The sequence below is a fragment of the Chryseobacterium formosum genome (assembly GCF_026460885.1).
Classification (GTDB): Bacteria; Bacteroidota; Bacteroidia; order Flavobacteriales; family Weeksellaceae; genus Chryseobacterium; species Chryseobacterium formosus.
Genome location: NZ_JAOVZW010000004.1, coordinates 281,199 through 295,199, shown reverse-complemented (window position 1 = coordinate 295,199; position 14,001 = coordinate 281,199). Strand labels below are relative to the sequence as shown.

Here is a 14,001-nt window from a genome sequence, read left to right as displayed (position 1 = left end):
CAAAAGTGCAATGTCATATTTAGTTATCAGCAAATTAATGACTGATATTTTCTACAGCTTTAGGATCGTGTTTATGTTTAAATAAAACCCAAAAAAGTATAGCAAGAACTAATGCATAAGCCGCAAAAGACAGCCAGATATTATGCCAATCTTTCATCATTACAACCGTTGATAAAGTTCCATCGGCATTGACTACAGAATGAAAACTGTTTTTAAGAATATCTAAAAACGACTGATTATCCGGTGTTGTCTGAAGATAAGTTGATAATTCTGTTACCGTAGTAAATCTGTGAGTGAAAAATTTATCAATTGCCCAACCTGCAATATAACTTCCGAAAACTGCTCCAAAACCATTGGTCATCATCATAAACAAACCTTGTGCAGAAGAACGGATTTTTTTATCTGTCGTTGTTTCTACGAAAAGCGAGCCCGAAATATTAAAGAAATCGAATGCCATTCCGTAAACGATACATGAAAGTACAATTAAACCTAGACCATATCCTTCGGGAATACCGTAAGCAAAGAATCCAAATCTTAAAACCCATGCAAACATGGAGAAAAGCATTACTCTTTTAATTCCAAATCTTTTTAAGAAAAACGGAATTGCCAAAATAAATAAGGTCTCCGAAACCTGAGAAATCGACATAATAATTGTTGATCTCTGAACAACAAAAGAATCTGCATATTTCGGAAAGTGAGAAAATTCACTTAAAAATACGTCTCCGTAAGCATTTGTTAACTGTAATGCAGCTCCCAAAAGCATTGAAAATAAAAAGAAAAGTGCAGTTTTATAGTTTTTGAAAAGTTTAAAAGCATTTAAACCAAGCTGTTCAGATAAAGGAGCATCTTTGTCAATCAACTTTTGTGGAGGACATTTTGGTAACGTTAAAGCGTAAATTCCAAGAATGATAGCTGCAACTCCCCCAATGTAAAACTGACCTTCTGTAGCTTTATTTCCAGTAAGATTGGTAATCCACATTGCAACAATGAATCCTACCGTTCCCCAAACTCTGATTGGTGGAAAGTCTTTTACAACATCTAAATTACTGTTCTTTAAAACCGTATAAGAAATAGAATTTGCTAAAGCAATTGTCGGCATATAGAAGCACATTGCAACCAACATTACCGAAAAGAAAGAATTGGGATCTGTACTATGTGGAAGAATAAAAAGTGTAATTCCATACAAAATCTGTAAAACAGAAAATATTTTTTCCGCATTTACCCATCTATCGGCAATAATTCCGGTGATCGTCGGCATGAAAATGGAAGCAATACCCATCGTTCCGAAAACGGCTCCGAACTGAGTTCCATCCCACTGTTTTGTACCGAACCAAAAATTTGCCATCGTAATAAGCCAAGCTCCCCAAACGAAGAACTGTAAAAAGCTCAGGATGGTCAATCGTAATTTTAAATTCATCTTTTAATTATAATATCTTTAATCAATATTCTTTTTTCGCCTTTTGATTTCCTCCTGAATTTCAAGAGCGGTATCAAAATCTTCTTCTTTTACAGCTTCGTCAAGCAATTTTTGCAATTCTTCCATTGAAATAGACTTCAAACTGTCTTCCGTTGGTAAAGTTTCAGAAAAATGCTCTTCTTCTTTAGCTACTTCTTCTAATTCCAATAAAATTCCAGCTTCACTTAAAACTTGCTGCGTAGTATAAATGGGTGCATCAAATCTTACTGCCATTGCAACTGCATCGGAAGTTCTTGCGTCAAGAATCATTTCTTCTTCAGTTTCAGAATTTTTAAAGTTGATATTTGAAAAGAAAACGCCGTCTACAATCTGATAAATAATCACAGAAACCAACTGATAATTGGCAGAAACGATAAATTTCGTAAATAAATCGTGAGTAAGCGGACGTGGCGGATGAATGTCTTTCTCAAGACCTAAAGAAATGGATTGTGCCTCAAAATTCCCAATAACGACGGGTAATTTAACGTTTGTTTCTTCATGTTCCAATAGCAATGCGTAAGCTCCAGATTGTGTCTGACTGTACGATATTCCGCGTATGATTAGCTGTTTATAATCCATGGCTACAAATATAAATTAATTTTTTATTGTAGGTTTTACTTTTTAGACAAAAATAAAAGCCCGGAAGCCGAGCTTTTATTGTATTTGCTAAATTAGTGAAAGGTCAATTGTGAATTTTACTCCGCAAGTGAATTAGTTTAATTAAAAAAATTGACAAGCAAAGCGAATTGACCATTCACAATTCATATTCTTATCCTTTGATTGCTTTAATTTTCTCTGTTAATGCAGGAATAATTTGGAAAGCGTCTCCTACTACACCGTAATCAGCTGATTTGAAGAACGGAGCTTCTGCATCACTGTTGATTACAACGATTGTTTTAGAAGAGTTAACTCCAGCCAAATGCTGAATTGCACCCGAAATACCGATTGCTATGTAAAGATTTGGAGCAATTGCTTTACCTGTTTGTCCAACGTGTTCTGTATGAGGTCTCCATCCGATGTCTGAAACTGGTTTTGAACAAGCTGTTGCAGCACCCAAAACGTTTGCTAATTCTTCTACCATTCCCCAGTTTTCAGGACCTTTCATTCCTCTACCTGCAGAAACTACTACTTCAGCTTCTTTAAGGTCTAATTTACCTGAACTTTGCTCATGAGAAATAACTTTTGTATCTTCATTAGCAACAGAAAGATTTTTCACCTCTTCCGAACCAGAAACTGCATTTTCTTTAACACCGAAAGCATTTTGAGAAACGGTAAGAATTACACCAGCTCCTTCAGCTTTTGCATGCATGAAACCTTTTCCAGAGAAAGCTTTTCTCTTCACCTGAAACGGAGACTGACTTTCCGGAGCTTCCAAAACATTTGTAATTAAAGAAAAATTCTTCATTACAGCCAACATTGGAGCTACAGAAGAAGCGTCTGTTGTATGAGGGAATACTAAAATATTTCCGTCTGCAACTTCACTTACAGCCTGTGCATAAGCTTTTGCCGAGAAATTTTTAAGACCTTCGTCTTTGATATTGATGACGTTTGTTGCTCCATATTTATACAATAAATCTGAAGAATCTGTTGGGTTTACAGAAATTGCTGTAACGGTTTCTCCCGCCTGATCAGCCACTGCCTTAGCATAAGAAACTGCTTCAAAAGCTGCTTTTTTGTAAATTCCGTTTATATTTTCTGCGTATACGAATACTGCCATGATTTTAAATTTTTAAATTAAAGGTTTAGGTTTAGACTAAGATTTAGAACCTCAAACTCAGCCTCAATCTTATTATTAGATTACTTTAGCTTCCTCGTGAAGAAGTCTTACCAACTCATCTAAATTATCCGGAGAAACGATTTTCACAGCTGCTCTTGGCGGAACAGAGTCGTAAGAAACTCCCTGAACTTTCACTTCAGAAGACGTAGGCTCTACAACCTGCAAAGGCTTTGTTCTTGCAGACATAATTCCTCTCATATTTGGAATAATCAAATCTTTCTCATCTACCAAACCTTTCTGACCAGCAATTACAGCAGGTAATTTTACAGAAATAGTTTCTTTACCACCTTCAATTTCTCTTACAGCAGTAGCTTCATTTCCGTTTACATCTAAGCCAACTGAAGCATTTACGAAAGGCTGATTCAACAATTGAGCAACCATTCCAGGAACAGAACCACCATTATAATCGATAGATTCTTTACCACAAAGAACTAAATCGTAACCACCATTCTGAGCTACAGAAGCAATTTCTTTTGCTGTAGAATAACTGTCTTTTGGATCAAGATTTACTCTTACTGCATCATTTGCACCGATTGCCAAAGCTTTTCTGATAACAGGTTCTGTTACAGCATCACCAACATTGATCACAGTAACAGTAGCTCCTTGAGACTCCTGTAACTTAATCGCTTTTGTTAAAGCAAACTCATCCAATGGGTTGATAACCCACTGAATACCGTTTTTGTCGAATGCAGATTTGTCTGCTGTAAAGTTGATTTTTGAAGTAGTATCCGGAACACTACTGATACAAACTAATATTTTCATTACTATATATTTTTCTGTTTTGCTTCGTAAAATGATTAGATTTTCAGAAGCTATTTTTGTTTGTTAAGTTTTGTAAATATAAATAAAAAATATATTATGCATGCATAATACTTATTTAATTATTATTCAGCGCATTATATGTTTCTAAGCATTTGGTTTTGTTGCTCTAAACTCAATCTTACTTGGTAAAACTCTTGGATTCATTTTTAAAATATCCAATACGAGATTTCCCATATCATCCGGTTGAATTTTCCATGCATCTTTTTCGGAAGGAATATTTCCGTTGAAATTCGTAGCGACAGAACCCGGCATAATTACGGTAGATTTGATATTATATTTTCTTAAATCGATCATTGCAGCTTGTGTAAAACCTACAACACCAAATTTTGAAGCATTATACCCCGTTCCGTTTTCAAAGAAATTGGCTCCTGCCAAACTTGAAATGGTAATATAATACCCTTCCGTCTTTTTTAATTCTTCAACTGAAGCCTTTAAAGTATGGAAAACTCCTGTTAAGTTGGTGTCAATCATATCCTTCCATTCTTCTGAACTTAATTCATCAACTGGTTTAAAAATTCCCAAACCTGCGTTAGCAATTACGAAATCTAGCCTCCCGAATTTTTCTATGATGCTTTTAACCGCATTAGCTTCGTTTTCAAGACTCTTCACATCAGAAACTAATCCTAAAACATTTTGAGAATATTGCTTTAAGTCATTCTCAACTTTTTCAACATCTTCTTTTTTTCTTCCCGAAAATGCAACTGAAATACCGTTTTCAAGCAAAATTTTTGCAATTCCAAAACCTATTCCTTTCGTTCCTCCCGTAATGTATGCTACTTTATTTTCTATCATTTTTTAATTTTAAAACTCTAAAATAACAAAAACGCCCCAATTTGGAGCGTTTTGTTAGAGTGAAATTTGTCGGTAAGTTATTTTTTGATGAATTTTTTAGTAAACTTGTTTACTTTAGTTTCTACATAAATCATATAACTTCCTGAAACAAAATGACTAACATTTACACGATTACCTTCTAATCTAAAATTCATCTTTTTTCCAGACGCATCATAGATTTCAACTTTGGTAATTGGTGACTGTATTTTAATATTTAAGAAATCACCTGCCGGATTGGGGTAAAGCTGTAATTCATCTCCAGACTGTTCTATCCCAGGCAATGGTTTTTCAGTAGAACTTCTGGCAAAATTGGTTTGACAATCTTCAATAATAGCTGAAAATGTTGATCCATATTCTATATGTGAATTTGGTTCCATCAGTATATATTTACCTGCTTTCAAGTTTACAGTATTACTAGACTGAACAAGATAATCAGTTCCTGTATAAATATATTCCGAAGCCTGATAACTGGCATTAGGATTAGTTTCTGTAGCATAGAATGAGTAATTCTGAGGACAGTTGTTCCCTGGTCCACAAATGGATTCTCTATCGGTAACGAAAATAACGTCAGAAATGGTAATCACACAGCCAGAAGTATTAGTGTATGTATAATAAATTGTATGTGTACCAAGACCAGCTGCATTAGCATTAAAAGTATTTCCTGTTACTCCATTTCCAGAAAATGTTCCGTTAAAATAAGAACCGGTAAGATAAAGTGATAAATCACTAATCACATTATTCGGGCAAATATATTGAGGAAGATCAAGCGTCATATCAATTGTATTTTCAAGAGCAGTGACCGAAACGTTATCTACAAAATAATAACAGGCACCAAAATCATTAGGCACACTACTGTCATTGTAATTATTATAACCACATCCATTTACCCCTTGTGGAGATGGAGTATTAGAAATAAAATCAATATTACTCAGCCCTCCTAAATATAATGTTGTCTGACCAGCAACATTACCTGTCGTAAAATCAAAAGTAATGGTTTTCCAAGTACTTGTATTTGTGGCATAGTTAGAATCAGTAAACAGCATCGCAGGATTTGCTATAGGAATTTCACCATATCCTGGGTAAGAAGTGCTATTATTAGATAAGTAAGCTTGAAATTTAATCGCATTTTTACTATTTCCTTCAGCTAATGAAACCTGAAAGCTTAATCTGTACTTCGTATTAGGTAATAAAGGACTTGCAAGCGTTGTTTTAATAGATTCAGAATAAATTTGATTCCCGTAACTTTTTCTTACGATCATCCCTGCATATCCTTTATTGTTGGCAACATTATCCGGTTGATACCCCATCATGTTACAAGGTGTTTTGAGAGCAGGATCGGTGTAATTTGCATTAAAATAATCCGCGCCTCCGGTGATAATGTGGGCATCCGACCAATTACAAGCTTTATTTATATTTCCAAAACCTTGTGTAGGCAAAAAGCTTTCAAATTGAGGATTAATTACCAGATTCGCATTCGGGTTACATCCCGTTCCAGTAGGAGGTGTACAGTTATTTTGCTCATTAACATAGACATAAACATACGTAATATTACCTTTTTTTCCGGCAGAATTAACAGGAATATATCTTAATAAATGTAAGCCAGCTACAGAGCTCGAATAATTCACAGCTGTTCCTGCTGTTCCTGAAGTCACCGAAAGCGTTGCCGTAGAATCAAAAATATCTTCAAGACATTCAAAACCTGCGGCATCAAAGTCATTGCTCAGAAGGTTTGATAAATTAATAGCTGTTCCTGGATTTCCGGTAAAAGTGATCGTTCCGTTGGTATAGTTAATCCCATCATTAGAACCAGCCACACTAATTCCCGTTAATTGTCCCGAATAACTTGTCGTACCATTGTATGTTGTACTAACTCCGAATGTACTGTTTACACTATATCCTAAATCTACCAATACATTTTTCTCTTCTTGTTTAAGATATCTTCTAATCGAATTGGTCGCATAAGCACTTTCCGTAACAAAATTTGGATTAGGGGACACACAACTGCCATCAAAATGACTCAAACTGCTTGATTCTGTAAATCCTGGAGGAGTAAATACGGGAACATTTGAGAGTCCAACATATCTTATTTTACTACTGCATAGATTATTTGGAGGGCTTAATATACTATTGCTTAAAACATTATTAAACGAATAATTATACATTTCTCCGCAAGCTGAAGCAGCCTTCTTCAACAGAAACTCTGTAGAAGTACTATTCTTTAAAAACGCATCATATCGGGTAAAGTAATTAAATCCTGTTCCAAATTTAGAATTACCCGAAACATTGATTAAACTTGAAAATCCTACCGCATGGGTTATTTCATGCAAGACTACAGAATACAAGTCGTATAAACCAGGAAAAGATGCGACTGAAAGATCAGTATTCCAGTTTATTGAAGAATCTGAAAAATTGAAGGCCATCATCCCATGGTAAAACAAGCCGGAAACTCCTGAACTCGATCCGTTTGAGTTTACCGGTGAAAAAACACCGTCATATGAATCGGTACCCAAATGAATTGTTTTCCATATTTCATTATCTGAAATACCACCAAATCCTGCTGTAGCATTATAAGGCATACTGTAGAAAGAGCTTGCAAGACCTAAAACTCCACTTGGAGTATTTGGAGCAGGTATTGCATTATTGATGTTTCTTACCCATATATTTACCTTATTATTAAATCCGTTTGTTTTTAACGGAGAATTGATAAAGTCTGAAAGATCATTAAAAACACGGCATACTACATTTCTTCTTGCCATATGTACCGGATTTGATGCGTCTTCCATTCCTGATCCCGTTTCAAAGTATAAATTGAAAAAGCCACAAGACATGGGTGCCGGATTTGTAGATTTGTTTGCCGTTCCGCTCAAACTCTTTCTCTCGTTACCAATGAGAATATCAGAAGGATCATATTTGTTGCCATAATGATCGAATATGTTATCTAATGTACCACCCGGGCTCATATAGATTTTATCATTTTTAGCTTGTCCTTTTGTTTGACATAAAATATTCGTCAGACAAACCATAAAAATGAAAAATATTGTATGTTTTCTCATATTTTCATTATTTATTATTAGACAAATTATTTTGATTGTTAAGCAAAGAATTAAGCTTTTTTTTCATATCGTCGATTTCTCTTCGATTTGATTCTAATTCTGTTTTTTGATTTTGATTGATTTTGTTCTGATCGATCAAATACAACGTTAATTCCTCTACTTTTTTAAGCAAAAGAATATTCATTTCTTTAAGCTCAATACCATTAGCAATCGCTTCTTCTGTGGTAGGAACTTCTGGTAAATGTCCTTTATCAGAAATATAAGCTTGCAAATCATTTAATGGCATAAGCTTATAGTCTTTATTGAAAACATAATCTGCCCAACCGTTATTGGCAGCGATTTCTACTTTTATTCTTTCGGTTTTAATGCCATCTTTTACGAAAAGATGATATTCTTGGCAGCTTGAACAGTCTACCTCATATGTTCCCATACCAATTTTTGAGGAATTTGAAATATAAAATGTTGGTGGTGCAATATTGTTATCTAATTGCAAATAAAGAGGATAAATATGCAGACCTTTTGCAAGCTTCGTAATATAAAAATCGATTTCTTCTTGTCGACCATTTCCAAAGATTAAGCTATTTCTTACATTAGGAGCTATCCTGCTATCATACAATATCCTAATATTTCCTGCACCAACATTTAGTTTATCAATGTTGGTACCAGTTCCAATACTTACATTTCCCCTTCTGTAAATATGATCTGAAGTAGTTTGCGGTCCATCCCATTGCTGAGCGAATAAAGCATTTGAAAATAAGGCACACGCTGCTAATAGAAAGATTTTTTTCATGGTATAAATTTTTATGATTTAGTTATTATTTTAATATTGAGTTTTACAAATGTTCACAGCGAAATCAATAATTCTTTAAGACAGATTAATAAATTATTTTAATCCACATGAGCACTGTATCAAAGAATAATGACAACTACACTGACATTTATTACTCAAAATGACAGAAATTAATTGGAAAGTTTTTTTAATTAATTGATTAACTACTGAATTAATTAGATGTATTTATTTTCTTCTCAAGCATTTCAATACGAGTATTCTGGTCGTCAATATTTTTTTGCTGCTGTAATGTATATAAAGTCAGCTCTTCTATTTTTTTCAATAAAAGAATATTCATCTCTTTAAGTTCAATACCATTCGCAATAGCTTCTTCAGTAGTTGGAACTTCAGGTAAATGACCCTTTTCATTAATGTAAGATTGCAAGTCATTTAAAGACATAAGTTTATAATCTTTTTTGAAGACATAATCTGCCCAACCGTTATTGGCTGCAATTTCTACTTTTACTTTCTCTGTTTTGATGCCGTCTTTTACAAAAAGACGATAACCGTCTCCATTTGACTGGTTTATTGAATTAGTACCCATCCCAAGTTTTCCATTTAGATAGGAGACATAAAATATTTTATGTCCATCTTCAATTGTACCTGCAAGACTCGTATTTTCAAATGATGGAAAAATATACAATCCCGGATTGGTACTTATTGTCATTCCATTTTGATCATCATTTAAATATTGCATAGTGAAAAATGAATCCAGAGATAAATTACCTCTTGGTTCTTTATATCCAAAATATAAACGTGGACTATCATTACCCAAAAATAAGTTTTCTTGAGAATTTGCTAGTCTTAAGTGACCTCCAATATTAACTAAAGAATTACCTATAGTAGGACCAATATTAACTTTTCCATTTCTGGAAATAGGGTCCGTGAAATTTTGAGGTCCATCCCACTGTTGTGAAAATAAAGAATTTGAAAACAAGGCACAGATAGCCAGTAATGTGAGTTTTTTCATGGTTAATATTTTGATGTTATTTAGTTTTTAAATATACAAAAAAATATTATTCACAATACATTGAAACAAAAAAAATCGTTCTTTTTAGAACGATTTTTTTTAATGAATTTAATCAGCTACTATTTTTTAATGAATTTTTTGGTTAATAAACCATTTTCAGTTTTTAAACCCAACATATAAACTCCACTTGGTAATTTTCTTACATCTACTTTACTATCTGCAAAGTTGGCATCAGATCTTACACCCGTCATATCATAAATATATGCATTTAGGATTTTTGCTTTTGATTCGACATTAATAAAGTCAGTTGCCGGGCTTGGAAAAATAGATACAGACTGTTCTTTTAATACGACATCACTTGTAGCTAAATTTAAACTCTCTGTTGCTACTGCTCTTGCAATCATGTTGTCAAATAAATGAATAGAAGCAACTGTATTTGTAGCTAAAGGATAAGCAGCATAATCAATTTCCGCAGGTGTTGTAATTAATGTACCAGTAATAACTTTTGAAAACCCAGGACCTTTAAATGTTACCGTACCATTTGTCGTATTATAAGCAAATCCAAGTCTCACCCATGTATTTGCAGGTAATGTTACAGCTGCTGGAGTTGTACCAGTACCTACATCTGTACTAGAATTTGTACCAGTAGCTGTAGTATAAACTCCAAGAACAGTTTTAGTAGCTTGGTGAACAGTTAGTCCACAAAAAACTTTTCCAGCAGGATCATCAATAACTTCTATCCCACCACCATTATTACTTGTAGAAGTTGATCCAGTAAAATAATCATATTCAACTTGAAAAACATTGTTCCCTGCAGTTCTTGCAGTCCATGCAGCTGCTAAACCATTTTTCCACATATAACGTTCTGCAATTGCTGGAGTTATTACAGTACCAGGAGCAGAAATCTGTAAAGCTTTACCTGTTCCAGATGTTACAACGGAGTAATCTGAATTAGCACCACCAAGAAAAGCATATACAGGAGATGATTGTCCTATTGCAGTAGCAGTAGTAAGTGCATCAAAATTTTCTTGCTGAAGAATTTGTGCTGTTCCGTAAATTGATCCTAACAGCATTAAAGAAAGTAATGTTCTTTTCATAATATTTTAAATTTTTGATAAAGTTAATATTTTTTTCTCTATCCTTAAACAATAATCTATTAATTCTCTTATGTTAGAATTTATATTTAAAAATATCACAAATTTGATGAATTTCAACAAGCGAAATTCATTATGTAAAAAAAAGCACTCCAATTGGAATGCTTTATATACTGAATTTTTTATCAAATATTATTTTTTAATAAATTTCTCAGTAGAAATACCATCTTTAGTTCCAACATTAATTAAATAAGTTCCTGCAGGAAGACTTCTTACATCTACTTGAGTACCTTCTAATCTCACATTTGCTTTTTTTCCTGTCAAGTCAACCACAGAAACTGATATAACTTTAGAATCTGAATTAATATTCAAAATATCTGAAGTTGGATTTGGATATATTGCTATGCCAACTTTTCCAACAGTTTTAACATCTGTAATACCTAATGTTGATGTATTTGTATACTGTAAACTAAAATTATCAAGCGAAGCTGTATTTGCAACCGTATTTCCTGTCAATGTTGAAGAAATAAAATCATATTCAGTAGGATCTAATCCTGGACTTAAGCTATAAAGACTATTTGTGAAAGTAAATGTTCCTTCAGGAGTTATCCATGTATATGCACCTGTTGTTTTATTATACGTAAAAGTTACTGAAACCCAAGTATTTGCAGGATACGTATTCGTTTGAGTCAAATTAATAGAATAATATGCAGTTGCTCCAGTTGATATTAATGTCAATCTAGCTTTCCCAACAATTTTCTTTGTTGCATAATCATAACCTATTCCTACAATCCCACTTGTTGCATCATATAAATCTGCTGTTATTCTTCCAGCACCAGTCGCTGGTCCTGTGTAAATATCAATAGATCCTTTTAATATATTATTACCAGTGGTAGCAGTAACAGGTGTTATACCTTTAAATGCAAATCGATTATACGTATTTGCTGTTGAACTAAAGTTATCACCACTTATTATCTGTAAAGAGTTGCCATGTGAAGCATCTACAGTAGTAACTTGATAGTCGGTAACCGCACCACCAAAAATTTTATATCCACCTTGACCAGCTGTAGTACCTGTAAGATCTGTAGCTAAATTACCCGCTGTTAATGAACTAAAATTTTCAGTAACAATTGTTTGTGCTGATAAACTTAAGCATATCATTGATGACACAAAAAATAAAACTTTTTTCATAAAACTTAATTTTTAATTATTTTAACGTAAATATAAAAAAACTTTAAATATCTCAACATAAAAAAATGTTAAAATAAAAAAATCCTCAAGAAAAATTTCTCAAGGACTAATATTTAACAAATTAATTCACTTTTCACTTAGAATAATTCTCAAAAAACATTGGAATACTTTCAATTCCTTTATAGAAATTAAACAAACCGTAATGTTCGTTGGGAGAGTGTATCGCATCAGAATCCAAACCAAATCCCATCAATACAGATTTAGCTCCCAAAACTTGCTCAAACATTGATGTAATAGGAATACTTCCACCACCTCTGTAAGGAAGAACCTCTTTTCCAAAAGCAGTTTGCATTGCATTTTTAGCCGCTAAATATTCTTTAGTATCTGTTGGCAAAACATATGGCGTCCCACCGTGATGCGGAGTTACTTTCACCCTTACGTTTGTAGGAGCAATTTTTTCAAAATATCTAGTAAATTTTTCAGTAATTTCTTCAGGAGTCTGATAAGGAACCAAACGCATCGAAATTTTAGCAGAAGCTTTAGATGGAATCACCGTTTTCGCACCTTCACCTGTATAACCGCCCCAAATTCCGTTGCAGTCTAATGTTGGGCGAATAGAAGTTCTCTCCAAGGTTGTATATCCTTTTTCTCCTTCAACATCATTTAAACCAATTGATTTTTTAAATTCTGCAGGATTATCTTTTAACTTATTCATTTCTGCTCTTTCTTCATCAGAAACAGCTTCTACATTTTCATAAAAACCATCGATTAAGATACGCCCATCATCATCAATCAATTTAGCAATCATTCGTGATAAAACATGAATAGGATTTGGAACTGCTCCGCCATAAAGTCCGGAATGCAAGTCTCTGTTTGGCCCTTCAACTTCAACTTCCACATAGCTTAACCCTCTCAAACCTGTAGTAACAGTCGGTTGCTCGTTGCTGTAAATATGCGTATCAGAAATCAAAATACAGTCACAAGAAAGCTTTTCTTTGTTTTCATTTACCCAACTTCCTAAACTTACAGAGCCAACTTCTTCCTCACCTTCCAAGATAAATTTCACATTACAAGGTAGAGAATTCGTTTTCATCATCGCCTCAAAGGCTTTGATCTGCATAAAAAACTGTCCTTTATCATCCGCAGAACCTCTTGCGAAAATTGCTCCTTCAGGGTGAAGTTCAGTTTTTTCAATATAAGGCTCAAAAGGTGGTTTTTTCCACAATTCTAACGGATCTGCAGGTTGTACATCATAATGACCATAAACCAAAACTGTAGGAAGTTTTTCGTCGATCAGTTTTTCACCAAAAACAATTGGATAACCTTTGGTAGTACAAACTTCAACGTTATCTGCACCTGCACTTTTAAGGTGTTCTGCACAAACTTCAGCACATTTTAAAACGTCATTGCTATATACCGGATCAGCAGAAATAGAAGGAATTCTAAGTAACTCAAACAATTCATCAACAAAACGCTGTTTGTTTTCGTTGATGTAATTTAATGTTTCTTGCATTGTAAATTAAATTTTGTTAAAATTAGAAAAATTGTCCATCACCACAAACAAAAAGGTTTAATTTAATTGAGAGTGATTTAAATTTTATTCAACAAAAAATCCCGCAAAAAGCAGGATTTTTATATTATTTTCAGAAAAATTAGTGTTCTGACTTTGCTGTTTCCTTGTGCTTTACAGCAGCTGTAGAATCGGTTTTTGGAGCTTCAGTTTCGTGAGCGCCGTGAGCTGGCTCTGCATGAGCAGGAGTTGCAGCTTCGTGTGCATTTCCATGAGATTCTGCACCACCTTGATGATCATCAGAATATCTTTCTGTACCTTCTTCCAATTTGATAACATTTTTATTTCCTCCAGCCTGAATTTTTTTACAGCTTATCGCTACAGTTGCAAGAGCTAAACATATAACTAATTTTTTCATATGCAGATTTTTATTTTTAAGATCTTAAGGAATTGTGTTAAATGATTCAA

At 33.7% G+C, this 14,001-nt stretch carries 12 protein-coding genes; all 12 read right to left on the bottom strand.

Translation table 11 applies throughout. The features are described from left to right. Positions 1 to 34: 34 nt before the first annotated feature. The 12 genes from OF897_RS05785 to OF897_RS05730 all read right to left on the bottom strand — a co-directional run bounded on the left by OF897_RS05785 (position 35) and on the right by OF897_RS05730 (position 13,951). Positions 35 to 1,417 (bottom strand): nucleoside permease, encoded by a 1,383-nt coding sequence (locus tag OF897_RS05785; protein WP_267264738.1) that lies wholly within the window; start codon positions 1,415 to 1,417, stop codon positions 35 to 37. Between the two features lie 18 nt (positions 1,418 to 1,435). Beyond that, a complete protein-coding gene (locus OF897_RS05780; RefSeq protein WP_267264737.1) occupies positions 1,436 to 2,035 on the bottom strand; it encodes a bifunctional nuclease family protein in 600 nt (199 codons plus the stop codon). Between the two features lie 190 nt (positions 2,036 to 2,225). Further along, positions 2,226 to 3,173, bottom strand: coding sequence for an electron transfer flavoprotein subunit alpha/FixB family protein (locus OF897_RS05775; RefSeq protein ID WP_267264736.1), 948 nt, complete (start codon positions 3,171 to 3,173; stop codon positions 2,226 to 2,228). Positions 3,174 to 3,248: 75 nt separating this feature from the next. Beyond that, positions 3,249 to 3,995, bottom strand: a complete 747-nt coding sequence (locus tag OF897_RS05770) for an electron transfer flavoprotein subunit beta/FixA family protein (protein WP_267264735.1) — start codon at positions 3,993 to 3,995, stop codon at positions 3,249 to 3,251. Between the two features lie 144 nt (positions 3,996 to 4,139). Continuing rightward, positions 4,140 to 4,847 carry an SDR family oxidoreductase gene (locus OF897_RS05765; RefSeq protein WP_267264734.1) on the bottom strand — a complete coding sequence of 236 codons (708 nt, stop codon included), beginning with the start codon at positions 4,845 to 4,847 and terminating at the stop codon, positions 4,140 to 4,142. Between the two features lie 77 nt (positions 4,848 to 4,924). Further along, a complete protein-coding gene (locus tag OF897_RS05760) occupies positions 4,925 to 7,939 on the bottom strand; it encodes a T9SS type A sorting domain-containing protein (RefSeq protein WP_267264733.1) in 3,015 nt (1,004 codons plus the stop codon). Between the two features lie 7 nt (positions 7,940 to 7,946). Then, positions 7,947 to 8,729, bottom strand: a complete 783-nt coding sequence (locus OF897_RS05755) for a hypothetical protein (RefSeq protein WP_267264732.1) — start codon at positions 8,727 to 8,729, stop codon at positions 7,947 to 7,949. A gap of 211 nt (positions 8,730 to 8,940) precedes the next feature. Further along, a complete protein-coding gene (locus tag OF897_RS05750; RefSeq protein ID WP_267264731.1) occupies positions 8,941 to 9,738 on the bottom strand; it encodes a hypothetical protein in 798 nt (265 codons plus the stop codon). 119 nt (positions 9,739 to 9,857) lie between these two features. Further along, positions 9,858 to 10,811: a T9SS type A sorting domain-containing protein gene (locus tag OF897_RS05745; protein WP_267264730.1), complete on the bottom strand. Its 954-nt coding sequence runs from the start codon at positions 10,809 to 10,811 to the stop codon at positions 9,858 to 9,860. 213 nt (positions 10,812 to 11,024) lie between these two features. Then, positions 11,025 to 12,023 carry a T9SS type A sorting domain-containing protein gene (locus tag OF897_RS05740; protein WP_267264729.1) on the bottom strand — a complete coding sequence of 333 codons (999 nt, stop codon included), beginning with the start codon at positions 12,021 to 12,023 and terminating at the stop codon, positions 11,025 to 11,027. 133 nt (positions 12,024 to 12,156) lie between these two features. Continuing rightward, positions 12,157 to 13,536 (bottom strand): dipeptidase, encoded by a 1,380-nt coding sequence (locus OF897_RS05735; protein ID WP_267264728.1) that lies wholly within the window; start codon positions 13,534 to 13,536, stop codon positions 12,157 to 12,159. A 139-nt stretch (positions 13,537 to 13,675) separates the two neighbouring features. After that, the gene (locus OF897_RS05730; protein WP_267264727.1) at positions 13,676 to 13,951 is read right to left on the bottom strand and encodes a hypothetical protein; all 276 of its coding nucleotides are present in this window, start codon (positions 13,949 to 13,951) and stop codon (positions 13,676 to 13,678) included. Positions 13,952 to 14,001: the final 50 nt, after the last annotated feature.

Excerpts from the sequence above, each read along its gene's own strand:
- OF897_RS05755 (WP_267264732.1), bottom strand. The coding sequence starts at position 8,729 with ATGAAAAAAATCTTTCTATTAGCAGCGTGTGCCTTATTTTCAAATGCT.
- OF897_RS05775 (WP_267264736.1), bottom strand. The coding sequence starts at position 3,173 with ATGGCAGTATTCGTATACGCAGAAAATATAAACGGAATTTACAAAAAA.
- OF897_RS05740 (WP_267264729.1), bottom strand. The coding sequence starts at position 12,023 with ATGAAAAAAGTTTTATTTTTTGTGTCATCAATGATATGCTTAAGTTTA.
- OF897_RS05745 (WP_267264730.1), bottom strand. The coding sequence starts at position 10,811 with ATGCTGTTAGGATCAATTTACGGAACAGCACAAATTCTTCAGCAAGAA.
- OF897_RS05780 (WP_267264737.1), bottom strand. The coding sequence starts at position 2,035 with ATGGATTATAAACAGCTAATCATACGCGGAATATCGTACAGTCAGACA.
- OF897_RS05760 (WP_267264733.1), bottom strand. The coding sequence starts at position 7,939 with ATGAGAAAACATACAATATTTTTCATTTTTATGGTTTGTCTGACGAAT.
- OF897_RS05735 (WP_267264728.1), bottom strand. The coding sequence starts at position 13,536 with ATGCAAGAAACATTAAATTACATCAACGAAAACAAACAGCGTTTTGTT.
- OF897_RS05785 (WP_267264738.1), bottom strand. The coding sequence starts at position 1,417 with ATGAATTTAAAATTACGATTGACCATCCTGAGCTTTTTACAGTTCTTC.
- OF897_RS05770 (WP_267264735.1), bottom strand. The coding sequence starts at position 3,995 with ATGAAAATATTAGTTTGTATCAGTAGTGTTCCGGATACTACTTCAAAA.
- OF897_RS05750 (WP_267264731.1), bottom strand. The coding sequence starts at position 9,738 with ATGAAAAAACTCACATTACTGGCTATCTGTGCCTTGTTTTCAAATTCT.
- OF897_RS05730 (WP_267264727.1), bottom strand. The coding sequence starts at position 13,951 with ATGAAAAAATTAGTTATATGTTTAGCTCTTGCAACTGTAGCGATAAGC.
- OF897_RS05765 (WP_267264734.1), bottom strand. The coding sequence starts at position 4,847 with ATGATAGAAAATAAAGTAGCATACATTACGGGAGGAACGAAAGGAATA.